This is a genomic window from Streptomyces thermovulgaris (genome assembly GCF_002155915.1).
GTDB lineage: Bacteria > Actinomycetota > Actinomycetes > Streptomycetales > Streptomycetaceae > Streptomyces > Streptomyces thermovulgaris.
Map to the genome: position 1 here is coordinate 1 of NZ_MUME01000083.1, position 21276 is coordinate 21276.

At 71.9% G+C, this 21276-nt stretch carries 18 protein-coding genes and 1 pseudogene; 3 read left to right on the plus strand and 16 right to left on the minus strand.

From position 1 onward, the window contains the following. Positions 1 to 2: 2 nt before the first annotated feature. From CCN35_RS09095 to CCN35_RS09140, 11 genes and pseudogenes are all read right to left on the minus strand, one after another. The gene (locus tag CCN35_RS09095) at positions 3 to 1067 is read right to left on the minus strand and encodes an HAD-IIIC family phosphatase (RefSeq protein ID WP_211285501.1); all 1065 of its coding nucleotides are present in this window, start codon (positions 1065 to 1067) and stop codon (positions 3 to 5) included. Further along, positions 1064 to 2215: an acyl-CoA dehydrogenase family protein gene (locus CCN35_RS09100; protein ID WP_067391167.1), complete on the minus strand. Its 1152-nt coding sequence runs from the start codon at positions 2213 to 2215 to the stop codon at positions 1064 to 1066. The genes CCN35_RS09095 and CCN35_RS09100 overlap by 4 nt, the downstream gene beginning before the upstream one ends. Before the next feature lie 16 nt (positions 2216 to 2231). Beyond that, positions 2232 to 2486 (minus strand): acyl carrier protein, encoded by a 255-nt coding sequence (locus CCN35_RS09105; protein WP_086792176.1) that lies wholly within the window; start codon positions 2484 to 2486, stop codon positions 2232 to 2234. A gap of 54 nt (positions 2487 to 2540) precedes the next feature. Then, entirely contained in the window at positions 2541 to 2873 is a 333-nt protein-coding gene (locus CCN35_RS30050; protein WP_342748583.1) for a 3-hydroxyacyl-CoA dehydrogenase family protein, read from the minus strand. Continuing rightward, a pseudogene (locus CCN35_RS30055) lies at positions 2856 to 3413 on the minus strand (3-hydroxyacyl-CoA dehydrogenase family protein); the annotation flags it as partial. The gene CCN35_RS30050 and the pseudogene CCN35_RS30055, both read right to left, overlap by 18 nt. Next, positions 3409 to 5883, minus strand: coding sequence for an FkbM family methyltransferase (locus CCN35_RS09115; protein WP_086792191.1), 2475 nt, complete (start codon positions 5881 to 5883; stop codon positions 3409 to 3411). The pseudogene CCN35_RS30055 and the gene CCN35_RS09115, both read right to left, overlap by 5 nt. A 169-nt stretch (positions 5884 to 6052) precedes the next feature. Continuing rightward, positions 6053 to 7012 carry an aromatase/cyclase gene (locus CCN35_RS09120; RefSeq protein WP_086792193.1) on the minus strand — a complete coding sequence of 320 codons (960 nt, stop codon included), beginning with the start codon at positions 7010 to 7012 and terminating at the stop codon, positions 6053 to 6055. A gap of 378 nt (positions 7013 to 7390) precedes the next feature. Beyond that, positions 7391 to 8152: a thioesterase II family protein gene (locus CCN35_RS09125; RefSeq protein ID WP_086792195.1), complete on the minus strand. Its 762-nt coding sequence runs from the start codon at positions 8150 to 8152 to the stop codon at positions 7391 to 7393. Between the two features lie 85 nt (positions 8153 to 8237). Next, a complete protein-coding gene (locus tag CCN35_RS09130) occupies positions 8238 to 9059 on the minus strand; it encodes an AfsR/SARP family transcriptional regulator (RefSeq protein ID WP_086792197.1) in 822 nt (273 codons plus the stop codon). Between the two features lie 524 nt (positions 9060 to 9583). Further along, positions 9584 to 10348, minus strand: a complete 765-nt coding sequence (locus CCN35_RS09135; protein ID WP_086792199.1) for a thioesterase II family protein — start codon at positions 10346 to 10348, stop codon at positions 9584 to 9586. A 579-nt stretch (positions 10349 to 10927) separates the two neighbouring features. Next, positions 10928 to 11773: a helix-turn-helix transcriptional regulator gene (locus CCN35_RS09140; protein WP_086792201.1), complete on the minus strand. Its 846-nt coding sequence runs from the start codon at positions 11771 to 11773 to the stop codon at positions 10928 to 10930. Positions 11774 to 11876: 103 nt separating this feature from the next. Here CCN35_RS09140 and CCN35_RS09145 point away from each other — a divergent pair, with 103 nt between their 5' ends. Then, complete coding sequence (locus tag CCN35_RS09145) at positions 11877 to 12584, plus strand: SDR family NAD(P)-dependent oxidoreductase (RefSeq protein WP_086792203.1); 708 nt, start codon at positions 11877 to 11879, stop codon at positions 12582 to 12584. 387 nt (positions 12585 to 12971) lie between these two features. On the opposite strand, the gene CCN35_RS09150 is transcribed toward CCN35_RS09145, so the two are convergent. The 3 genes from CCN35_RS09150 to CCN35_RS09160 form a co-directional block, all read right to left on the minus strand. Continuing rightward, positions 12972 to 13616: a ScbR family autoregulator-binding transcription factor gene (locus CCN35_RS09150; RefSeq protein ID WP_086792205.1), complete on the minus strand. Its 645-nt coding sequence runs from the start codon at positions 13614 to 13616 to the stop codon at positions 12972 to 12974. A 41-nt stretch (positions 13617 to 13657) separates the two neighbouring features. Continuing rightward, the gene (locus tag CCN35_RS09155) at positions 13658 to 14491 is read right to left on the minus strand and encodes an AfsR/SARP family transcriptional regulator (protein ID WP_086792207.1); all 834 of its coding nucleotides are present in this window, start codon (positions 14489 to 14491) and stop codon (positions 13658 to 13660) included. Between the two features lie 332 nt (positions 14492 to 14823). Continuing rightward, positions 14824 to 15486: a ScbR family autoregulator-binding transcription factor gene (locus tag CCN35_RS09160; RefSeq protein ID WP_086792212.1), complete on the minus strand. Its 663-nt coding sequence runs from the start codon at positions 15484 to 15486 to the stop codon at positions 14824 to 14826. Positions 15487 to 16176: 690 nt separating this feature from the next. On the opposite strand from CCN35_RS09160, the gene CCN35_RS09165 reads away from it, so the two are divergent. Continuing rightward, on the plus strand, positions 16177 to 17151 hold the full coding sequence (locus CCN35_RS09165) for a ScbA/BarX family gamma-butyrolactone biosynthesis protein (RefSeq protein WP_086792214.1): 975 nt from the start codon (positions 16177 to 16179) through the stop codon (positions 17149 to 17151). Between the two features lie 73 nt (positions 17152 to 17224). On the opposite strand, the gene CCN35_RS09170 is transcribed toward CCN35_RS09165, so the two are convergent. Next, positions 17225 to 18082 carry an SDR family oxidoreductase gene (locus CCN35_RS09170; protein ID WP_086792216.1) on the minus strand — a complete coding sequence of 286 codons (858 nt, stop codon included), beginning with the start codon at positions 18080 to 18082 and terminating at the stop codon, positions 17225 to 17227. A gap of 220 nt (positions 18083 to 18302) precedes the next feature. Between CCN35_RS09170 and CCN35_RS09175 the strand changes: the two genes are divergently transcribed. Next, the gene (locus tag CCN35_RS09175) at positions 18303 to 18977 is read left to right on the plus strand and encodes a ScbR family autoregulator-binding transcription factor (RefSeq protein WP_086792218.1); all 675 of its coding nucleotides are present in this window, start codon (positions 18303 to 18305) and stop codon (positions 18975 to 18977) included. 26 nt (positions 18978 to 19003) lie between these two features. Here CCN35_RS09175 and CCN35_RS09180 read toward each other — a convergent pair whose 3' ends face one another. Next, a complete protein-coding gene (locus tag CCN35_RS09180; RefSeq protein ID WP_086792220.1) occupies positions 19004 to 20548 on the minus strand; it encodes an FAD-dependent monooxygenase in 1545 nt (514 codons plus the stop codon). Positions 20549 to 21276: the final 728 nt, after the last annotated feature.

Here is a 21276-nt window from a genome sequence, read left to right on the forward strand (position 1 = left end):
GATCAGGGCTCGACCGTGACGTCCATGTACGGCGGGAACCCCGGGATCCGGGCGCCGTCGTGCTCCAGCACGGTCACGTCGCCGTTCCTGGCGACCTCGCGGAAGCCGGCGAACTTGTAGGTGACGAACATGGTGCGGTTGCGGTCGGTGGGCACGAACTCGGCGCGCAGCGTCACGCCCGCCTCGTGGGCGCTGCGGATCAGGTGGTTGAGCAGGACGGTGCCGACTCCGCGCGACATCACGCGGCAGGACATCAGCAGCAGCTTCACGGTCCACACGGTCTCGTCGCGTTCGACGAGGGCCAGGCCGATCCTGCCGTAGGTGCCGTACCGGTCCTCCAGGCCGGCGACGAGCAGGTCGTGGCGGGGGGAACGGCGGAAGGCGTCCAGCTCCTCGTAGGAGTAGGTGTAGCCGGTGGCGTTGAGCTGGTGGGTGCGGACGGTCAGCTCCTCGGCGCGCTGCAGGTCGCGCTCCCGGGCGGGGGCGATGGTGAAGCGCATGCCGAGCGAGGCGAGGAACTCCTCGTCGGTGCCCTGGTGGGCCTCCTCGGCCTGCTTGCGCCGGGCGTCGGCCCGGTAGAGGTGGCGCCGTTCGCGGGAGTCCTCGGTGACGAAGCGCGGCTGCATCTCGGGCATGTGGGGGATGCGTTCGGCGTCGGCGGCGTCGATGCACAGCACCTGCGCGTGGGCGAAGCGGACCTCGTCGCGTTCGAAGGGCTGGTCGTCGACGAAGGCCAGGGTGTCGATGCCGATGTTGAGGGCCTGGGCGACGGCCCTGACCGAGTCGGACTTGCTGCCCCAGGTGATCTGCGGGTACAGGAAGTACTCGGCGATGCCGAACTCCTCCAGCTTCGCCATGGCCGCGTCGTGGTCGTTGCGGCTGGCGATCGAGTGCAGGATGCCGCGCTCGTCGAGGGTGCGGATCACCTCGACGACGCCGGGCCGCAGGGTGACGTCGCCGTCCTCCAGCAGCACCCCGTCCCACACGGTGTTGTCGAGGTCCCAGACCACGCACTTGACGGTCTTGACGGTCGTCGTCATCGGTGTCTTGACGGGCGTCGTCGTCATCGGTGACTCCTCGGCGCGTGGTCCTGGAAGGCGTATTCGGCCAGGCCCACCTGGTGAAGTTGCGCGCTGCCCTCGATGATCTCCATGACCCTGGAGTCGCCGAGGTAGCGCTGGACGGGATAGTCGGGTCCGCAGCCGTTGGCGCCGTGGATCTGGACGGCGTTCGCCGCGGCGCGGCCCGCGGCGGTGGCGGCGAAGTACTTGGCCGTGGAGGTCGCGGCCAGGGCACCGGGGTCCCGTGCGTCGCGCAGCCGCCCGGCCTCCAGGCACAGCAGCCGCGCCGCGCGGGCGTCGGTGTACATGTCGCTGATCATGCGGCGCACCAGCTGGTGCTCCTTGATGAGGGAGCCGAACTGCCTGCGGCGTCCGGCGTAGTCGACGGCGGCCTCCAGGCAGGCGTCGAGGATGCCGACGCAGCCCCAGCCGACGGTGTAGCGGCCGAGGTCGAGGGCGGCGCCCACCACGTGGGAGACGCCGAGCCCGGGCCGGGCCAGGAGGTTCCCGCCCGGTACGCGGCAGTCCTCCAGGTGCACGTCCGCGGTCATCGAGGCGCGGATGCCGATCAGGTCGTCGATCGGCTCGGTGCGCAGTCCGGGCGTGTCCCGTTCCACGAGCAGGGCGGTGGGGCCCTGTGCGGTCCGGCCCAGGACGAGGAACAGGCCGGCGGTCCGTCCGTAGGTGGTCCACCTCTTGTGGCCGTCGATTCTCCAGTCGTCGCCGTCGCGGGTGATCCGGGTGGTGACCCCGGAGGCGTCGCTGCCGGCGTCCGGCTCGGAGACGGCGAAGGCGGCGATGGTCTCGCCCCGGGCCAGCCGGGGCAGCCAGGTCTCCTTCTGGGCGCGGCTGCCCCAGCGTTCGATGGCGTGCGCCACCATCGTGTGGACGGTGAGCAGGCTGCGCACGGAGGAACACGCCCGGCCCAGCTCCCCGGCGAGCAGGCCGAGGGTCACCGCGTCACAGCCCCCGCCGCCGTACTGCCGGGCGATCGGCAGTCCGAGCAGTCCTTCGTCCGCGAGGAGCCGGACGATCTCCGGCGGGGTGCGCTGCTCCCGGTGCCAGGTGTCGGCGTGGGGGGCGATGTGGTGGTCGGCGAAGGCCCGGAACTCCTTCTGGGCCTGGGTCTGTTCCGCGGTGAGCGCTCCGGTCATGGTCGCCGTCCTCGTGCTACGAGTGGACCGGCGCGGACAGTTTGCGCGTGACGAAGGCGTCGAGGGCGCTGATGGAGCGGAAGTTCTCCAGTTCCAGGTCCTCGTTCTCGATGGTGATGCCGAACTCGTGCTCGACGAAGGAGACGAGCTGCATGGCGAACATCGAGCTGACGAAGCCGTGCTCGAAGATGTCGTCGTCGTCCTTCAGCTCGTGCACCGGGAAGAAGCGGGACAGGTAGTTCGCGATCCTGGCCCTGTTGTCCGTGCTCATCTCTGTTCCGTCCTGTCGTCTCGGGATTGCGTGCGCGGCTGCGGTGATCAGCTGTCATCGGTACTTGTGGAAGCCCTCGCCGCTCTTCCGCCCCAGCAGGCCGGCGGCGACCATCTTCTTGAGCAGGGGGGCCGGGCGGTACTTGTCGTCGTTGTAGCTCTCGTAGAGCACCTCGACCGACTTGAGGATGGTGTCCAGGCCGATCAGGTCGGCGGTCTCCAGCGGGCCCATCCGGTGGTCGAAGCAGGTCTTGAAGATCCGGTCGACGTCGGCGGCGGAGGCCACCCCGTCCTGGACGAGGAAGGCAGCCTCGTTGATGGTGAGCATGAGGACGCGGTTGGAGACGAAGCCGGGCATGTCCTCGACGACGATGCAGTCCTTGCCCATCCCGGCGAGGAAGCGGCGGGCGGTGTCGATGGTCTCCGGTGTGGTGTGGTGGCCGCGGATGACCTCGACCATCGGTTTCATCGGCACCGGGTTCATGAAGTGCATGCCGATCACACGCTCGGGACGTGTGGTGACGGATCCGACGCGGGTGATGGAGATGGCGGAGGTGTTGACGGCGAAGACCACCTCGGGGCGCACGATGCGGTCGATCCGCTCGTACACCTTCCGCTTGACGTCCCAGTCCTCGGTGACGTTCTCGACGACGAAGTCGGCCTTGGCGAGGAGCTCGTAGTCGGTGGTGAACTCGATCCTTTCGAAGACCTGGGCCGGGTCGGTGCCGGCGCCCTTGTTGAGCAGGGCGCAGGCGCGCAGGCCGGTGCTCAGTTCACGGCGCGCGTTGTCGAGGATCTCGTCGGAGAGGTCGACGAGTACCACCCGGTGGCCGGTCTGAGCGAGATTCTGTGCGACACCGACGCCCATGACTCCGGCGCCGACGACTCCTACGGTCGTGAATTCCATGTCCGGTGCGACTCCGTTAGCGTGCGCCGCGTACGGCGTAGATGTTGTGGATGTCCGTGCCGACGTACAGCTCGTCCTGTTCGGTGGTGACCGTGAAGCCCCGGCCGCGCAGCAGCTCGACGAGGCGGCCGACCTCACCGTCGGCGTCGTGCGCCTCCAGCACCATCTGCTGGATCCTGGGCCAGTCCTCGTCGGCGATGCCGTCGATGACCTGGCGCTCGCTCCTCTGCACATCGATCTTGATCAGGTCGATGCGTTCGATGCCCTGTTCCCGGATGACCGCGCTGAGCGGGCGCAGCGTCGCGGTGAACTCGATCGCCTCGAAGCGGACGTCGAGCAGGTCCTCGGAGGCGGCCAGTCCGGCGGCCTCCGCGTCGGCGCCGGCTTTTTGCTGGTTGGCGATGATGGTGCGCAGGTTGTGCTTCTCCTCCTCCTTGTCGGGGTGGAAGGAGGACATGCCGGAGCTGCGGGGGTAGAAGGTGAAGGCCGCCTCGGTCTCGGTGTCGGCGATGCCGATGTTGAAGAGCCTGGCGTCGACCTTGTGCTCGGCGACGTTCTGGCTGAGCAGCTCGAACAGCGGCGGCGCGGGTTCGAAGGCGAAGACCTTGACGTTCTTCGCCTCGTAGTGGGCGAAGAGCGTGAACAGGCCGATGTTGCCGCCGACGTCCACGACGGTCGCGCCGTCGTGGAGACGGATGCCGTTCCTGGCGTAGGTGCGGTGCTCGAAGATGTCCCGGTAGAAGTGCAGGGTCTCCGCTTCGTTCTGGTGGACGACCGTGAGGCCGTTCGGCAGCCGGAAGCGTGCCCGGGCTCGGCCGGTGTACGAGGAGCCGCCCTCCGCCGGGCCCGGGTCCTCGCCGGTGCGCAGCGCGTCGATCGCGGCGGCCATCAGGGTGATGGTGGCCCGCTCGTACACCTGGCGCAGCGTCAGTTCGACGCCGAAGGCGCGTTTGACGCGCAGGGTCAGGCGGGTGGCGAGCAGTGAGTTGCCGCCGAGTTCGAAGAAGCTCACGTCGTACGGCAGGTGCTCGGTCTTGAGCAGCTTCGCCCAGATGTCGTGGAGCTTGTGCTCGGTCGCGGTGGGGACGTGTTCCCGGCCGTCCTCGTCCGCGGCGGCCGCGGCCGTGCCGGGCGCGGTGTCCAGCTCGACGGCGGGGAACGCGGTCCAGTCGATGTCGGCGCCCGCGAGCCAGAGCCGGCCCAGCGCCTTGAGGGCGACCGCGGAGTCGGACCGGCGCTCCAGCGGGTGGCGCATGGAGGCGACGACGGTGCCGGTGTCGCCGCCGCGGGCCGCGGCGGCCATGCTGCTCAGCGTCTGGCCGGGACCGGTCTCCAGCAGCAGCGGCGTGCCGGCGAGGCTGTCCAGACCGTCGGCGAAGCGGACGGGGCTGACCAGGTGACGGGCCCAGTAGGCGGGGTCGGTGGCCTGCTCGTCGGTGATGATCCGGCCGGTGACGTTGGAGACGTACGGGATGCGCGGCGGGTTGAGGGTCAGGGTCCGCGCGAGGGCGGTCACCTGGTCGGCGACGGGCTCCATCATCGACGAGTGGAAGGCGTGCGTGGAGCGCACCCGGCGGCTGACGACGCCCTGCTCGCGCAGGGAGCGCTCCAGCGCCTCGATGTCGGCGACGGGCCCGCCCACCACGCAGAACTCCGGTCCGTTGACGGCGGACAGCGAGAGGTTCCCGCCGATCCGGGACAGCACCTCCTGCTCGGGCAGCATCACGGCGAGCATGGCGCCCTGCGGCAGGGTGTCGATGAGGGCGGCGCGGCGGGCGACGAGGACCAGCGCGTCCTTGAGGGAGAGCACGCCGGCGACCGTGGCCGCGACGTACTCGCCGAGGCTGTAGCCGATCATCAGGGAGGGGCGGGCGCCCCAGGACTCCCACAGCCGTGCCAGGGCGTACTCGACGACGAAGAGGGCCGGCTGGGCCAGGCGGGTGGAGTCGAGGCGGCGTTCGTGCTCGCCGCGCCCGGTGCCGGTGTCACGGCCGAGCAGGCGGCGCAGGTCCGGCCCGGGGGCGGGTGCGGTGCGGTCCTGGGGCTCCGGGCCGGGGAAGACGACCTTCCGGATGTCCAGCCCCAGTTCGGGCATCAGGGCCTCGGCGCAGCTGTCGACGGCCGCGCGGAAGACGGGGAAGTCGCGGTACAGGCCGCGGCCCATGTCCACGTGGTGGTCGCCGAGGCCGGGGAACATGAAGGCGACCGGTGCGGCGCCGGTGACCTCCCCGGTCCCGATCTCCGTGGCTCCTTCCGCGCCGGCGAGCACGGCACCCCGGTGGCCGCCGCCGGTGCCGCCGACGGTGCGGATGCGCACCGGCACGTCCTGCTGTGCCGGAGCCCGGGAGAAGCGGGCCCTCAGCCCGGCCAGGCCGGCGCCGAGGGAGGTGCCGTCGGCCCCGCTGACCAGGGCCAGATGCCAGGGGACCGGCTCGGCCGGCGGAAGTGCCGCCTCGTGCTTCTCCTCGACTGTGATGGTGTTGGGGCTCATGCCTCTCCTTGAGGATGTCGACCGGCCGGAAGGAGTCGAGCGTCCGCAGCCGCCCCGCGCCCCTTCGAGGGCGTCCGTCGCCACCCACTGTCGGCGCGGCGGCTAGAGCGGGGCCGGAGCTGCGGTGGACGCCTGGCCACCGGTCCGGTGCGGAAGGAAACCGGGCGTGTCAGAGCACGCGGATCGCGGACTCGGCGTGCCGCCTGGCGAGTTCGAGGGTCGTGCGGGAGTCGCGGCCGAGCGCCTCCCGCACATGACGGCGCGCCTGGGCGAGGTCGGCGCCGGGGCCGAGGATCCGCTCGACGGCCTCCTCCCGCAGCACCACGCTGTGCTGCGAGACCACGGTCACGCCGGTCTCGTCGGGCAGGACCGACCACTCGCCGGTGTGGGCGGCCAGCAGGGCCGGTGTGACGGTCTGCTTGTGGACGATGCGGCCCGCGTGCGGGAAGCAGATCCGTACGGACTCGGTGGTGTGGACGGTGCCGTCCGCTGCGCGGGTGCCGGCCGTCACGGCCTGGATGCCAGGGGTGTCCTCGGTCAGTTCGAGCCGGGTCACGTGCGGGAGCAGCCCGGGCCAGTCGGACACCCGGTACAGGAAGTCGTAGACCAGCTCGGGCGGCCCCTTGACCCGCACCGCGTCCTCGAAGGACAGCACCAGGTCGTCGAGCCGGTGCCACCGCTCCGCCAGCCGCTTGAGACCGGCCAGCTCCGCGGTGGAGTCGGCGTCGAGGGCGCGTGCCACCCGGTCCAGGTCCTCGCCGCGGTCGCCGGTCACCGTGAAGTCGTGCAGCAGGGTCAGCAGGCTGGTGCCGTCGCCCTGTTCCTCGACGGTCCAGGTGCCGCTCATCGTCTCCACCGGCGCCGGGGAGTGCTGCCGGCGGAAGGTGATGCGCCGGGCCTGCGGGTCCTGGAGCCTCAGCGACACCCAGGAGCGTGTCCGGCGGCCGGACGCCGTCGTCCACATGCGCAGCCGTTCCTGGGTGCCGTCGAACTCCAGCCGCTCCACATGGACGCTGGTCGGCAGGAACAGCGGCCAGCGGACCGCGTCCGCGACCAGTCCGTAGACGACCCCGGCCGGCGCGTCGATCCCGACCGAGTGCGCCACGCGGCGCACGCGTTCACCCGTCACCGCGAGCGCCCCTTCCCGCGCCGGGCCCGCAGCGGCCCGGTCCGCCTGGAGCGCGTACCGCGGCGGCGCACAGCAGGCCGTCCGGCGGATGTTCCGGGCATGTGGGGGTCGGCACGACACGTCCTCCTCCGGCTCTGAGCGGGCGCGGCGCACCGCTCGGTGGTCCCACGGTCCGCCGGGCCGCTTGAGGAGTCTTCGAAGAACGCTCGATCAAGGCCGCGGCGGCCGTCCGCATCCGGCGGAGCGGAGGGCGCGGTCCGGTGGAACGGACGGCGGAAGGGAGGCGGAACGGGCGGCGGAAGAGAGCGGAAGGGAGCGAAAGGAAGGGGCGTGCCGTCGGCGTGTCCGGCGGGCCGGGACCGCCGGGCCGGCCGTCGGTCAGGCGTGCGCGTCCGCCGGTGCCGGGGCCCGCCAGGTGCGCCCGACGACCCGGCAGGCGCGTTGGAGCAGCCGGGGAAGGGCGTGGCCGTGCACGAAGAAGTGGTCGCCGGGGACCGTGCGGGTGACCACCGGGCCCGCGGTCCAGCGCCGCCATCCGGCCATCGCCGCGGGCCGCGCGACCGGGTCGTCCGCGCCGGCGACCGCCAGCAGCGGCACCCGCAGCGGCCCGTGGGCGAGGGGTTCGCGGGCGGCCCGGCGCAGGGCGTCGGCGAGGGCGAGGTCGTCGCGCAGCACCGGCATCACGGTCCGGTGCCAGAACCCTCCGGGAGCCGCGCCCTCCGGGACGGCGCCCAGGTCACGGAGCAGGCCCAGCAGATGCTCGTCGGAGGCGGTGCGGGCGTCCGTCAGACCGGCCGGGGCGTCGGGCGGCGGGCAGGCGCCCACGGCGAGCAGCGCGGGCCCGGGCAGCCCGGCCTCGTGCAGGGCGCGGGTCAGGGTGTAGGCGACCAGTGCGCCGAGGCTGTGCCCGTACAGCACGTACGGTCCGGGCGGGGCGTCGGTGAAGCGTCCCATCAGGTCGGCGAGCAGCGCGTCGCGTCCGGTCACCCGGGGCTCGTGGCGCCTGGCGTCGCGCCCCGGCAGCAGGTGCGGCACCGGTTCGACCCCGCGGCCGAGGGCAGCGGGCCAGCCATGGAAGGAGGAGACGCCGGCTCCGGCGTGTGCGAAGCAGTGCAGCCGTACCGGCCGGTCGTCGTGCATGTCCCGTCCCCTCCTGCCGTTCCGCTCGTCCTGCTCGGGTCGCCGGTCCCCAGGCCACCAGGGCGCCTGGCGGCGCGGGCCGGTCTCAGGCCGCGTAGAGGTTGAAGGTGGAGGTGCGGCGCGGACCGGACACCACGTCCAGTGCCGGGTCCACGGTGAGCATGGCCTGGTGCAGACGCTGCAGCTGCGGGGACGGCTCCACACCCAGCTCCTCGATCAGCCGCGCGCGCAGCCTGCGGTAGACGTCGAGCGCCGCGGCCTGCCGTCCGGAGCGGTACAGCGCCACCATGGCCTGGGAGTGCAGCCCCTCGTGCTGGGGGTGACGTGCTATCAGGTCGGTCAGCTCGGCGAGGAGTTCGCTGTGCCGGCCCAGGCGCAGATCGGCGTCGATCCGCCGCTCGATGGTGCCGAGCCGGCTCTCCTCCAGCCGCACGACCTCGATCTCCAGCACCGGGCCGACGCGCACGTCGACCAGGGCCGGCCCCTGCCACATGTCCAGGGCCTTGCGGAACAGGCCGGCGGCCCGCTCGTCCTCCCCCGCGTCGAAGGCGCTCTGACCCGCCGCCACCAGCTGCTCGTACCGGTGCACGTCCACGGACTCCGGCGGGATCCGCAGCAGGTATCCGCCGTGCCGGGTGGCCAGCACGTCCTTCGCCGAGCCGGGAGCGTCCGGCCCCATCGCGGTGCCCAGGCGGCGCCGCAGCTGAAGGATGTACGTCTGCATGGTGGTCATGGCGCTCCGCGGCAGGTTGGTGCCCCAGATCTCCTCCATCAGCGTGGGCACCGGCATGACCCGGCCCGGATAGAAGGCGAGCAGTGCGAGGATCTGTCGCGGCTTGCCCGCGGTGGGAACGATCGACACCCCGTTGATGTCGGCGTTCAAGGGACCCAGAACCTGAATGTCCACGGTTTTCCTCCCGTAACGGTCGAGCTCCCCCGATGGCTCAGAGCCGTCGGCTCCGAGCACGCTAGCCCTGTTTTCGCCACCTCTCCCGATTTCTCCAGTGACGTTCAAGCGACCTTCCACAGGTCGAACGACCCTCCGAACACGGGTGCATCGGACACGGGTTCACCGGTCCGGACAGCCGCGTTCGAGAACGCTCGCGCGGCGCGGTCCCCGCTCGCTCACCGGCCGGGGTCCGGTGTTCCGCACGGACCGTCGGAGGAATCCCGGGGGCAGTCCTTCAAGTCCCTTGTCCATGGCTGGTCCATGACGGTGTCCATGGCTGGTCCGTGACTGGTGTTCACGCCTGCGTCCGTGCCTCTTCGCGGTTCGTGGAGAGCAGGCGTCCCGCGCCCGGCCCGCCCGTTCCCGCGCTTCCCGAGCCGTCACGCGGCCGACCGCCGTCGCGGAGGCACGGACACGGCGGTTTCCCCCGGACGGGTGCGTCCCGTGCCGGGGGCCGCCGCCCGCCGTACGGGCTCATCCGCTCACATCGGCACCGCCCGGGACCGGGCCATACGGTCCTCGACGGTGCGCAGCACCTCGGCCTGCCGGTCGACGAGGAAGAAGTGGCCGCCGGGCAGGACGCGCAGCTCGAACCCGGACGCGGTGTGGTTCTCCCAGGCCCGCACCTCCTCGACGCGGGCCTTCGGGTCCCGGTCCCCGGTGAAGGCGGTCACGGGGCAGTCCAGAAGGGGGCCCGGCCGGTAGCGGTACCGGCGCACCGCCGCGTAGTCGGCGCGCAGCGCGGGCAGGATCATGCTCAGCATCTCCTCGTCCCGCAGCAGCGCGTCGCCGGTGCCGTTCAGGGACCTGATCTCGGCGATGACCTCCTCGTCGGTGCTCGGCTGCCATTCGCCGGACCGGTCCAGCGACGGAGCGCGGCGGCCGGAGACGAAGAGTTCGACAGGCCCCTGGCCCGCGGCCTGCATGAGCCGGGCCACCTCGAAGCCGACGATGGCGCCCATGCTGTGCCCGAACAGTGCGTAGGGCCGGTCCGTCCACGGTCCGAGCGCCTCGGCAATCCGCTCGGCCAGCACCGTCAGGTCCGTCTCGGACGGCTCGGTGTGCCGGTCCTGCCGCCCCGGGTACTGGACCGCCAGGACTTCCACGCGGGGCGACAGCGCCCGTGCCACGGGAAAGTAGAAGCTGGCCGAGCCACCGGCGTGCGGCAGGCACACCAGCCGTACGGGGGCGTCGGGAGCGGGGCGGTAGTTCCTGAACCAGGGGTCGTCGCCGGGGTTTCCCGTCATGGGTTCCCTGCCTTTCTCGTCCGGTCCGATCGGGTCGTTCGTGGGATCGAGTCGTTCGTGGGATCGAAGGGCCTCGGTCCGCCCGGGCGCGGGGCGCCCCTTCCCCGCCGGGCGGCCATATACGGCTCCTTCACTGCCGCGTACGGCTTCTTCGACAGGGCGCGAGCCGGCCGTCCCGTCCGGCCGGCTCCACCGGCACCCCGTCTCCTGCCGGGCCGCCCACGGCCGCGCTCTGCTGTCCTGGGAAGTGTGCACGGGACCGTGGAAACCCCGCTGGTGTCGGGCCGGAGTCTCGCTCGAGCCGTGCGTGGGCGCCCTGGTCCGGCTGTCGAACGGATCGCCTTCCGGATCTCGCCGGGGCCGGTCGGGGCGGGCCGGGGCGGCGGGTGCGCAGCAGCCACGCGGCTCTCCGGGGGCGACTCCCGGCGGCGCGGTGCCGCATGCTGGTCACCGGCTGCTGCCTGAGAGTCCCGGGAGGGATCCTGTGTCCCGCCCCTCCCCCTCCTCCTGTCCGGCACCCCGGTCCTGTCCGGTGCCCTGGTCTCCGGAGACGGATCCCGGTCCTCGGCGGTGCGTGTGTCAGTCGGCGGGATCGGCGAGTGTCTGGGTGCCGAGCACGGTCAGCAGGGCGAGGCGTTCGGCGTCCTCGGTGCCGGGTTCGGCCGTGTAGATCATGATCCGAAGATCGCTGCCCGCCACGGTGAGCACGTCGCAGTCCAGTGTCAGGGGTCCTGCATGGGGGTGGTCGATGGTCTTGCGTGCGGCCTCGTGGCGGCCGACGGCGCCGGCGTCCCACAGCGCGGCGAACCGGTCGCTGCCCGCCCGCAGTTCCGTGATCAGCCGCCGTAGCCGCCGGTCGGCCGGGTAGCGGCCGGACGCCGTGCGCAGGTCGGCGACCAGCGCCGCCTCGAAGGCGCGCAGGGATTGAGGCGTGTGGCGGGCCCGGGTGCCCGGGCCGAGGAAGTGGCGCCACACGGCGTTGCGCTCGTTGCCCCGCCAGCCGGACGGATCCCCCATCAGGGCCGCGTACGGCGCGTTGGCCATCAGCAGGGTCCAGGCCGCGTCGTAGACCGCCACGGGTGTTCCCGTCAGCCTGTCGAGCAGCCGCTGGACGCTCGGGGTGATGTATGCCGGTACCGTCCGCGGGCCCGGCAGTGCGAGCCCGGCCAGCCGGAACAGGTGGTCGCGCTCGTCCCTCGACAGCCGCAGTGCCCTGGCCAGTGCCTCGACGATCTGGGGTGAGGGATGGGTGGCGCGGCCCTGTTCGAGCCGGGTGACGTAGTCGACGGACATCCCGGCGAGCATGGCCAGCTCCTCGCGGCGCAGCCCGGCCGTGCGCCGCGGCGCGCCGGCGGGCAGCCCGACCGCCTCGGGCGGGATCCGGTCGCGCCACCGGCGCACCGCCTGCCCGAATTCCGTCGCCATGCCTGCCAGTGTGCACCGCCCGTCGTCCGGCTTGCCTGGTACTGCCGGTCCCAGGAAGGACGGACGCCTGGCCGGCCGGAGGGTTCCGCAGCACGGTGGAGCCATGAGGAGAACACTGATCACCGGAGCGAACAAGGGGCTCGGCTTCGAGACCGCACGACGTCTCGTCGCCGCGGGCCACCTCGTCTACATCGGCAGCCGTGACCCGGAGCGCGGCCGCCGGGCCGCCGAGCGGCTGGGGGCGCGGACCGTGCGGCTCGACGTCACCGACGACGCCTCCGTCGCGGCCGCGGCCAGGGCCATCGAGGCGGACGGCGGACTGGACGTACTGGTCAACAATGCAGGTGTCGAGGGGCGGACCGAGGACAACGAGGTGATCGGTGCCGCGGACGTCACCGCCGACATGATGCGGCAGGTGTTCGAGACCAATGTCTTCGGCATGGTGAGGGTCACCCACGCGTTCCTGCCGCTGCTGCAGCGGTCCGCCTGCCCGGTCGTGGTCAATCTCAGCAGCGGTCTGGCCTCCCTCACCCGGGTGACCACCCCCGGCACCCCGACCCACGCCTACCCGGGCGTTGCGTACCCGGCGTCGAAGGCGGCGGTCAACATGATCACCGTGCAGTACGCGAAGGCGTTCCCGGCCATGCGCATCAACGCGGTGGAGCCCGGTTACACCAGGACCGATCTCAATGGGAACACCGGCACCCAGACCGTCGAGGAGGGCGCCGAGATCATTGTCCGTATGGCGCAGGTGGGTCCCGACGGCCCCACCGGGGGCTTCTTCGACGTGCGGGGGCCCCTGCCCTGGTGAGCCCTTGGGGCCGGACCCTGACGGCAGGGCGACCGAGCGTTGCTCATGGCGCATGTCGCCGGCAGGGCGCTCCGTCGCCTTGCGCCGGGCCGGCCTGCCGTGAGTCCGTGCGGGCAGGTCGGCGACGCGACGAGGCGGCGGAGGATCTCGAGGTTCCGGGCGCCGGGTCCGAAGCGGTGCGTGCCCGGGGCGAGCCGTTGTTCCACCGGCCGGGACCGAGGGCACATGCACGGGGGTGCCTGTGCGTGCCGACGGCGCCGCCGGAGAGGAACGGCTGGAGCATCACCGTGTAACGCGGATGCGCCCGGCCCGAGTGCGTACAGCGGTTCGTGCCTCCGGTCCCATGGAACGCGGACCGGCCGCGGGACATGCCGCGCACGGGCGCCGTCATGCGGCTTCGGCGTTCGTCGCGGTGACGTACCGGCCGTGGGTGCGGTACCGTCCCGTATCCCCGGGCGGTACGAGCGCCGGCAGCAGCACCTCCCACAATGCGCCCATCCTGCGCCGCAGTTCGGGGTACGGCATGCCGGTGCCGGACAGCACCTCCACTCCGCACACCACCGCGGACAGCAGTGTCTCCGGCCCCTCCTCGGCGGTGTGCTCCCGCAGGTCGCCCGCCTCCCGGGCCTGCCCGATCAGCCGCAGCACCTCGCCGATCCACGCCTGGTGGAAGGCGGTGGCCGGCGGCTCGCGCCAGGTGCACTCGCCGGCGATGCGGAAGCCGGCGCGGACGACCGGGTCCTCGTACAGCGTGCGCGCCAGCCAGTGCGTCAGGTCGATGAGGGCCTGCACCGGGGCCAGGCCGGCCCGGCGCTGCTCGTCGACGAAGGCGCGCAGCATCGCCCGGCCCTGCTCCTGCACTGCGTCGGCCAGCCCGTCCTTGGAGGCGAAGTGGAAGTACAGGGCCCCCTTCGTCATCCCCGCGGCACCGGCGATCTGCTCCAGTGTCGCGTTGGCGTAACCGTTGCGCTCGAACATCTCCGCACCCGCACGGATCAGCCTGCGGCGCGTGCGTTCCGACCTTGCCTGCATCTCGGTCTCCCTTCCTGCGCCGGGCGGTGCGTGACGGGGTGTCAGCCGACGCGGCTGAGGCGCTCGTCCGCCGTGGTGGGTGCCATGTCGGGGGCGGTTCCGGGGCCGGCCAGCAGGATGGAGCGCTGCATCCGGCGCAGCGCGGGGGACGGCTCGAGGCCGAGTTCCCGCACCAGTGCGTTGCGCAGCCGCTGGTAGACGCCGAGGGCCTCGCTCCGGCGGCCCGAGCGGTGCAGCGCCAGCATGAACTGGCCGTGGAGGTTCTCATGGGTGCGGTAGCGGGTGACCAGCATGCTCAGTTCGCCCAGGATCTCGCGGTGCCGGCCCAGGCGCAGATCGGCCTCGATGCGCTGGTCGAGCGCGCACAGCCGGCTCTCCTCCAGACGCCTGACTTGCATCTCCAGCTGTGTCCCCGTCTGTACGTCGGCGAGGGCCGCGCCGTTCCACAGCGCGAGGGCCTCGCGCAGCCGGCGGGCGGCGCCCATGTAGTCCTCGGCGTCCATGGCCCGGTAGCCCGTTCCGGCCAGCCGCTCGAACTCCCGGACATCGCTGGTGCCGCCCGAGGTGCTGAGCATGTAGCCCCCGGGCAGGGTGACGAGCACGTCCTTGGCGGTGCGCGGTGCGGTGCCCTCGGGGTCGTGCTTCAGCGCCTCCGCGATCAGCTCCCGCAGTTGCAGGACGTACGTCTGCAGGGTGGTGCGCGCGCTGCGCGGCGGGCAGTCCCCCCAGAGCTCCTCGGTGAGGGCGGCCACGGGCACCACCTGGTCGGCGTGCAGTGCCAGCATGGCCAGAACCTGACGGGGCTTCGGTGCCGTCGGGGTCACCGAGATCCCGTTCTCCTTGACGGCCAACGCGCCCAGTACAGCGATGTCCATGCCGTCTCCCCTATCCCCGTGAATGAGTTGTGAGTGTTGTCGGATCGGATGTCCGTGGTCCTGAGAGCCGGTTCTCGGCGCACTACGAGTAAAAAACAGGGAGGTTGGTTTGTCAATACGAAACCGTCTGGACTGTTTTTTTGTTGCGATCTGACGCGACCACAGGACCGCACCGCATTCATTTCCCCTTGCTTTCCAGGGCAATTCGGGCGTAAAGGTTGCCCGACGCCTCACTTCGGTGCCCCGCTCGCGTGAAGGATCCGGCGGGAGACGCCCCGCCAGTCGGGTTTCATACCTCTATAAACAGCACGAACGGTTTGTTATTGGCCCGGTCAGTCCGTCATGCCCCGCCATGCACCGGTGTGGTCGCGCCGGGTCGGCATCGACGTGACCGAGGCCAGGGCGTGACGCTCCGCCAGCCGGGGCAGCATCAGCTCCCAGAAGCCGCTGACGGACCGCTCCGAGAGCCACCCCTTCCCGTCCCCTCCGGCCTCGAGCACCTCGAAGCCCACGAGCGTGGCCACGATGGCGCGCGCGGCGCCCTCCGCCGACACCCCGCCGGCCAGCAGCCCCTGCCGCTCCGCGCGCCGCAGGCACTCCTCGACCCACTTCCACCACTCCAGCCTGAGCCGGGACCCGGCGTTCCGCCCCCGCGACGGATCCCTGCCCAGCCCGAACCCAGCCCGCAGGACGACGTCCTCGGCGAGCCGGCTCGCCAGCCCGTGCGTCACGTCCACCAGCATCTGCAGCGCAGAGCCCTCCTCGTCCGACATGCGCCCGGTGATCCCGCGGACGGTCTCCAGAGCCTCCTCCTCGACCGCCCGGGCCAGCGCCTTCTTGTTCGGGAAGTGGAAGTGCAGGGCACCGTTGCTGACGCCCGCGCGTCTGCTGATCGCCGTGAGCGACGCGGGCGCGAATCCCTCCTCGGCGAACACTTCGGCTGCGGCTCGGACCAGCGCTCGGCGCGTGCGGAGGGCACGCTCCTGCTTGACCATCGGTTGTCTCTCCTGACTGTGAGGTCCCGGCGGCAGGCCCCCGCTGTGCCCCTGTCGTCCGCGGGTCTCCTGCGGCGGGCCGCCGTGCTTGCGGGCGGGCCGGCGTGCTCGGCGCGCAGCATCGCCGGGGCGCGGGCCGGGGCGCCGGACCCCGGTCACCAGCTCGCATGATAACAACAAACCGACCTGTTGGTTTTGTAAAGGCAGGCCCTTCAAGCAGGCAACGCCGACCAGCCCTTCACCATCGGCTCCTCGCCGCCGGTTCCTCACCGCCGGCCGGGCGAGGGTGCGCAGAGGACGGACTCCACCCGGTGTGGGCGCACGCTTCGGCTGCCCTCGTCCCCATGACCGGGGGCGGCCTCCCGACAGGACGGGAAGCGGGCCGCCGTCACGGCGGCCGCCCCTCCTCGCTCACGCGCCCGCGCGGCACCGGCCGGATCGCCGCGGAACCTGCCCGCAATGCCCCCCTGTCGCACCGTCACGCCGTCGCGGCGCCGTACCGCGAACGGACCGGGAGGCAGGCAAAGGGACCGGGCCGGGCCGCAGAGCACCGGAACACGGAGCGCACTGCTCCATATAACGGCCCGTCAGATTCAAGGCAGCGGTAGAAATTAAACCGGGTGGTATGTATCTTCGTGAGGGCCAGGCGCCTCGCCGCCGACTTCTCGCCTTCGTCACTTTGGGGGAAAGATGACCGCGAGCACCATCCGTGTCGAGTCCACGCCGGTGAGCACCGCGACCGCCGCCCTCTCACCCGCATTCCGGTTCCCCTCGCTGACCACGACCGTGCCCAAGGAGTTCGTCCACCGCGCCGCCGTGGCCGAGGTCATGCTCACCGACTGGCACCGCACGGACGACACCCGCTTCCGGGTGACCGCACAGTGGCCGCGGGGACACAGCTTCTTCGGTCCCATCGGGGGACACCACGACCCCCTGCTCGCCGCCGAAACAATCCGGCAGGTCGGTTCCCTCCTCGCGCACGCGGAGTTCGGCGTCCCGCTCGGTCACCACTTCCTGATGTGGGATCTGTCCTTCGTCACGCACCCCGACCGCATGCGCATGGGCAGCGCACCCGCCTCCCTCGACCTCGCCATCACCTGCACCGAGATCAAGCGGCGCGGCGGCGACCTGACCGGCCTGCGCTACGAGGCGGTGATCCACCGCGACGGCCATGTGGCGGCGACGGGAGGCGCCTCCTACACCTGCACCACTCCGGCGGTCTACCGGCGGCTGCGCAAGGGCCGCTGCACCGCCGCGGACGTCCGCCCGCTGCCCCTGACGGCCCCGGCCTCCCCGCAGAGCGTCGGACGCCTGTCGCCCATGGACGTGGTGCTCTCCCCCGTCGGGGAGCCGTGCCGGTGGCAGCTGCGGGTGGACACCTCCCACCCCGTCCTCTTCGACCACCCGGTCGACCATGTGCCGGGCATGGTGCTGGTGGAGGCCGCCCGCCAGGCGTCGGCCGCGGTCCTGGGCCGCACCGAGTTCCTTCCGGCCGGCATCACCAGCGAGTTCCTGCGGTACGCCGAGCTGGACACGCCGTGCGTGATCGAAGCGCGGCGACTGCCCCCGGAGACGCCCGGCGAGGAGCGGGTGCTCGTGACCGGGCAGCAGGACGGGACCACCGTGTTCACCTCCGCCGTGACCGCACGGCCGGACCTCGGCTGACCCCGGCCGTCTCCGGCCGGCACGGGCCGCCGCGGCGGGTCGCGGCGGCCCGTCAGCCCCTTTCTCCCCGCTCCTAAGCGCCGACCGGGGGCGTGAAGGCCTGCGCATGTTCCTCGGCCCACTCGGCGAAGGTCCTCGCCGGACGGCCGGTCACCTCCGCGACGGTGTTCTCCACCCGTGCCTTGGCTCCCGCCCTCTGCCGTCGCGCGCTGCTGAGCAACGCCTCGACCAGCTCCTTCGGATGACGGCGCGACAGGTGGGCCCTGGCCTGCTCCTCGGTCAGCTCCTCGAAGCGCAGGGGCCGGCCCAGCACCCTTCCGAGCTGCTCCGCCTGCTCCACCGCGCTGATCGCCCGGGGGCCGGTCAGCGTGTACACCCTGCCCTCGTGGCCGTCCTCGGTGAGGGCGCGCACCGCCACGGCCGCGATGTCCCTTGGATCGACGCAGGAGTTGACCGACGTCCCGTACAGGGCCGAGACCACGCCCCGGGACCGGACGGAGGGCGCCCAGGACAGGCAGTTGGACATGAAGGCGCGGGGCCGCAGGAGGGTCCACGCCATTCCGGAGTCGCGCAGCAGTGCCTCGTTCGTCCGCTGCCAGCGGGTGATCAGGTCGTCGGCCCCCTCGTCGGCGACCGCGGCCGCGGAGAGCTTCACGACCTGTTCCACACCCTCCTCCCGTGCCGCCCGCAGGAACACGGCGTCGTCGTCCCCGGTGACCCGGCTGGTGACGAGGAAGGCCCGGCGCACCCCTCGCAGCGCCCTCCGCAGACTGCCCGGATCCGCGTAGTCCCCGGCGACCGTCTCGGCGGAGGGGGTGGAGACCGTCACGCGTGCGGGATCCCTGGTCAGCAGGCGCACCGGCACGTCCGGCGGCAGGCCGCGGACCACCTCGCGCCCCACCGTTCCGGTCGCACCCGTCACAAGAATCATCGCTCCCCCTCCACCGGACGTCCCCCGGCTTCCGCTCCGCCCGCTCCACCGCTCACATGCCGCTCACATGCCGCTCATATGTCGTTCATATGTCGTGTCATACGTCTCGGTAGGCGGACCTGATCCTTCTCCTGCCCCGCAACGAGTAAGATACAAACTCGGCGGTTTTTTTGACTCGGCTTGTCGCTGTCACCGCGGCCGGTGAGCGAAGGAGACGGAAGTGGCGAAGCAGGACCGTGCCATTCGCACGCGCAGGGCGATTCTGGCGGCAGCGGCGAAGGTGTTCGAGGAGCGCGGCTACCAGGCGGCCACGATCACGGAGATCCTCACCACGGCGGGGGTCACCAAGGGGGCGCTGTACTTCCACTTCCAGTCCAAGGAGGACCTGGCCCAGGGGGTGCTCAGCGAGCAGGATCAGCAGATGGTCGTGCCCGACCGGCCCTCCAAGGTCCAGCAGCTCGCGGACGTGATCCTGCTGCACGCCCACCGCCTGCAGACCGACCCCATGGTCCGCGCCGGTGTACGGCTGTCCCTGGACCAGCAGGCCAAGGGCCTCGACCGCAGCGGGCCCTTCCTGCACTGGGGGGAGATAATCGGGGACCTCCTGGAGAAGGCCCAGGCCCAGGGCGAGCTGCTGCCCCATGTCGTGCCGTCCGAGACCGCCGATGTCATCGTGGGCTCCTTCGCCGGGGTCCAGGCGATGTCACAGGCCCTCAGCAACTACAAGGACCTGCCCGACCGGATCTGCGCCCTGCTGCGCCACCTCCTGCCCAGTGTGACGCTGGCTCCCGCGCTCGCCGCGGTGGACCTCTCCCCCGGCCGGGGGGCAGCGGTCTTCGCGGAGCTGGCGGAGAGCCTCGACCAGGAGGAGTTGCCCGCCAAGGCGGCCGGCTAGAGGGCGGCCCCGGGCGGCTGCCCCGGCTAGAGGAGGGCCGCGGGCCGGAGCGCCGCATCGCAGATGCGGGAGCACGCTCCGGCCGGTCCCAGGTACTCGGTCAGCACGCCGCCCAGTTCCCCGCTGTCCGGCGTCCAGGCGATGTAGCCGTCGGGCCGTACCAGCAACGCGGCGCACGGCAGGGCGGCGGTCGGCGCGCAGCGCACCACGCGCAGTGCCTGCGCCCAGCCGCGCGCCGTCTCCGCGTAGCCGCTTCCCCCCTCGCCGGAGAGCAGGAGCAGCAGCTTGCCCTCCCGCAGCAGCTCCACCACGTCCGTGGAGCCGTCCGCCGTGGTGAGGCCGACGTTGTAGAGAAATGTTCCTTCCCAGGAGGAGCGGGATCTGGTGCGTGACGGGAGCACGGTGTCCTGGGCGCTGATCATGGCGCCGAGGTAGTCGTTGCCCTGACCGGAGTCCAGCAGCCCGCCGATCAGCTGCCGCACCGGGTCGAGTCCGGGGTCCGGGCGCATCAGCGCCACCTGGGCCCGGGTGTTGTCGATGACCCGCTGGGCGGCGGGCCGGCGTTCCAGGTCGTAGGTGTCGAGCAGCCCGTCGCCGGCCGTCCCGCGCACGGCGAGCGCCAGCTTCCAGCCCAGGTTGAGGGCGTCCAGCAGACCGGTGCTCAGTCCCTGGCCCCCGACCGGGAAGTGCACATGGGCGGCGTCCCCGGCCAGGAACACCCGTCCCGCGCGGTAGGAGCGGGCGAGCCGGGCGAAGTCGCTGAACCGGCTCAGCCAGCGGGACGCCGTCATCGCGATGTCGCGTCCGGCGATCCATGTGGCCTCCCGGCTGAACTCCTCCATGGTGAGCGGCCGGTGGCGGTCGGTGCCGGCCCGGGCGGCACTGAGCGTACGAAGGTGCGTCATGCCGTCGGGACCGTCCTTGGCGATGATCCATCCCCGGGGGGTGCGGTGCCAGCCCACCGGAACGGCGTGCCGCTCCTCAAGGCGCACCAGTCCCATGAGCGCCAAGACGGTCGCCGGGAACGTGTCCGAGGCGATCCCCGCCCATGCGCGGACCGTGCCGCGCGCGCCGTCGGCGCCCACCGCGTAGGCCGCCGTGTACGTGTCCCTCCCCCCGGGACCCTCGACATCGACCCGCACGCCGTCGTCGTCCTGGACGAGGCCGGTCACCGCGTGCTCGCGCAGTATGCGCACGCCCTCCTTATGCGCCCTCGCCTCGAACATCCGCTCCAGCCGGGCCTGGGGCACCTTCAGGATGGGGCGGGGCTCGGTGGCGGGTGCCGTGATGGACAGCCCCGGCATGCCCGCGAAGTGGAAGGGCATCGTGACCTCGCCCGCCGGGGCGTCGGGGCCCTGGTCGCAGAGGGTGGCCTCCACGTCGTAGCCGCGCCTGGCGAGACACTGTGCCGTCCGGGCGTGGAGCGTGGTGGCCTTGGGCCTCTCGGAAACGGCGGCCCTCGTCTCGAAGACCAGCGTGTCGACACCGCGGCCGGCCAGTTCGGCGGCGACGAGCATGCCGACCGGCCCTCCCCCGACGACGATCACCTGCGCGTCCGTCCGGTTGCCCATGTCTCGCCCTCCCCGTTGTGTCCCGTTGTCTTCCCGTTGTGTCTCCCGGCCGCCTCGGCCGCGCCAGGACGGTGCGTCACCGCACGACGTGGTCGGTGAAAAACGTGATCAGTGAAGAACCTGGTCGGTGAAAGTCAGTGAAGAGTCAGTGAGGAAATGCCCGGCCCCGGCTCCGGGGCGGGTCCACCCCAGGTCCGGGAGACAGGCGGAACACACCGGACCGTGGGCTCCGCATCCTGTATCCGCGGGGCCGCCTCCCCGGCCAAAGCCCGTGTGCCCGCCGCCCGGCGAACCGGTGGCAGCGGCCGGGCGCTACCGGCCCTGGGAGAGTCCGGCCCGATTCCGTGGATTCCCGGCCGTGCGCTGCGCGCGTGCCCTCCGAAGCGCTCGTCGGCACGGAAGTGCCGTCCTGGTCGTCCGCATGGCGCTCTGTTCCCCCGTTGTCGAGTCATGATCCCTGAGGCCGTGGGCCTCAGCTCTCACCGATCGCTCATCAGCGCATACGCCGCGTGTACACGAAAAATATACCGGGTAGACGGTTCTTTACAAGGGTGTGCGGCAGATCGCGCCCCCGGAGACGGCGTGCCTGGAGCGGCAGCGCCCTTCCTGTTCCCGTGCCGCCGACGACGGCGGCCCGCCCTCCCGCATGTCCGGTCCTGTGCCCCCCTGCCGTCCGGCACGCCGGGGCGCGGACCGACGGCCTCGGCCAGGGCGGCGACGGGATATCA

Coding starts and splice junctions, on each gene's coding strand:
- CCN35_RS09140 (WP_086792201.1), bottom strand. CDS start 11,773: ATGGCGACGGAATTCGGGCAGGCGGTGCGCCGGTGGCGCGACCGGATC.
- CCN35_RS09170 (WP_086792216.1), bottom strand. CDS start 18,082: ATGATTCTTGTGACGGGTGCGACCGGAACGGTGGGGCGCGAGGTGGTC.
- CCN35_RS09095 (WP_211285501.1), bottom strand. CDS start 1,067: ATGACGACGACGCCCGTCAAGACACCGATGACGACGACCGTCAAGACC.
- CCN35_RS09115 (WP_086792191.1), bottom strand. CDS start 5,883: ATGAGCCCCAACACCATCACAGTCGAGGAGAAGCACGAGGCGGCACTT.
- CCN35_RS09125 (WP_086792195.1), bottom strand. CDS start 8,152: ATGCACGACGACCGGCCGGTACGGCTGCACTGCTTCGCACACGCCGGA.
- CCN35_RS09160 (WP_086792212.1), bottom strand. CDS start 15,486: ATGGTCAAGCAGGAGCGTGCCCTCCGCACGCGCCGAGCGCTGGTCCGA.
- CCN35_RS09135 (WP_086792199.1), bottom strand. CDS start 10,348: ATGACGGGAAACCCCGGCGACGACCCCTGGTTCAGGAACTACCGCCCC.
- CCN35_RS09100 (WP_067391167.1), bottom strand. CDS start 2,215: ATGACCGGAGCGCTCACCGCGGAACAGACCCAGGCCCAGAAGGAGTTC.
- CCN35_RS09150 (WP_086792205.1), bottom strand. CDS start 13,616: ATGCAGGCAAGGTCGGAACGCACGCGCCGCAGGCTGATCCGTGCGGGT.
- CCN35_RS09165 (WP_086792214.1), top strand. CDS start 16,177: ATGACCGCGAGCACCATCCGTGTCGAGTCCACGCCGGTGAGCACCGCG.
- CCN35_RS30050 (WP_342748583.1), bottom strand. CDS start 2,873: ATGGGCAAGGACTGCATCGTCGTCGAGGACATGCCCGGCTTCGTCTCC.
- CCN35_RS09105 (WP_086792176.1), bottom strand. CDS start 2,486: ATGAGCACGGACAACAGGGCCAGGATCGCGAACTACCTGTCCCGCTTC.
- CCN35_RS09180 (WP_086792220.1), bottom strand. CDS start 20,548: ATGGGCAACCGGACGGACGCGCAGGTGATCGTCGTCGGGGGAGGGCCG.
- CCN35_RS09155 (WP_086792207.1), bottom strand. CDS start 14,491: ATGGACATCGCTGTACTGGGCGCGTTGGCCGTCAAGGAGAACGGGATC.
- CCN35_RS09145 (WP_086792203.1), top strand. CDS start 11,877: ATGAGGAGAACACTGATCACCGGAGCGAACAAGGGGCTCGGCTTCGAG.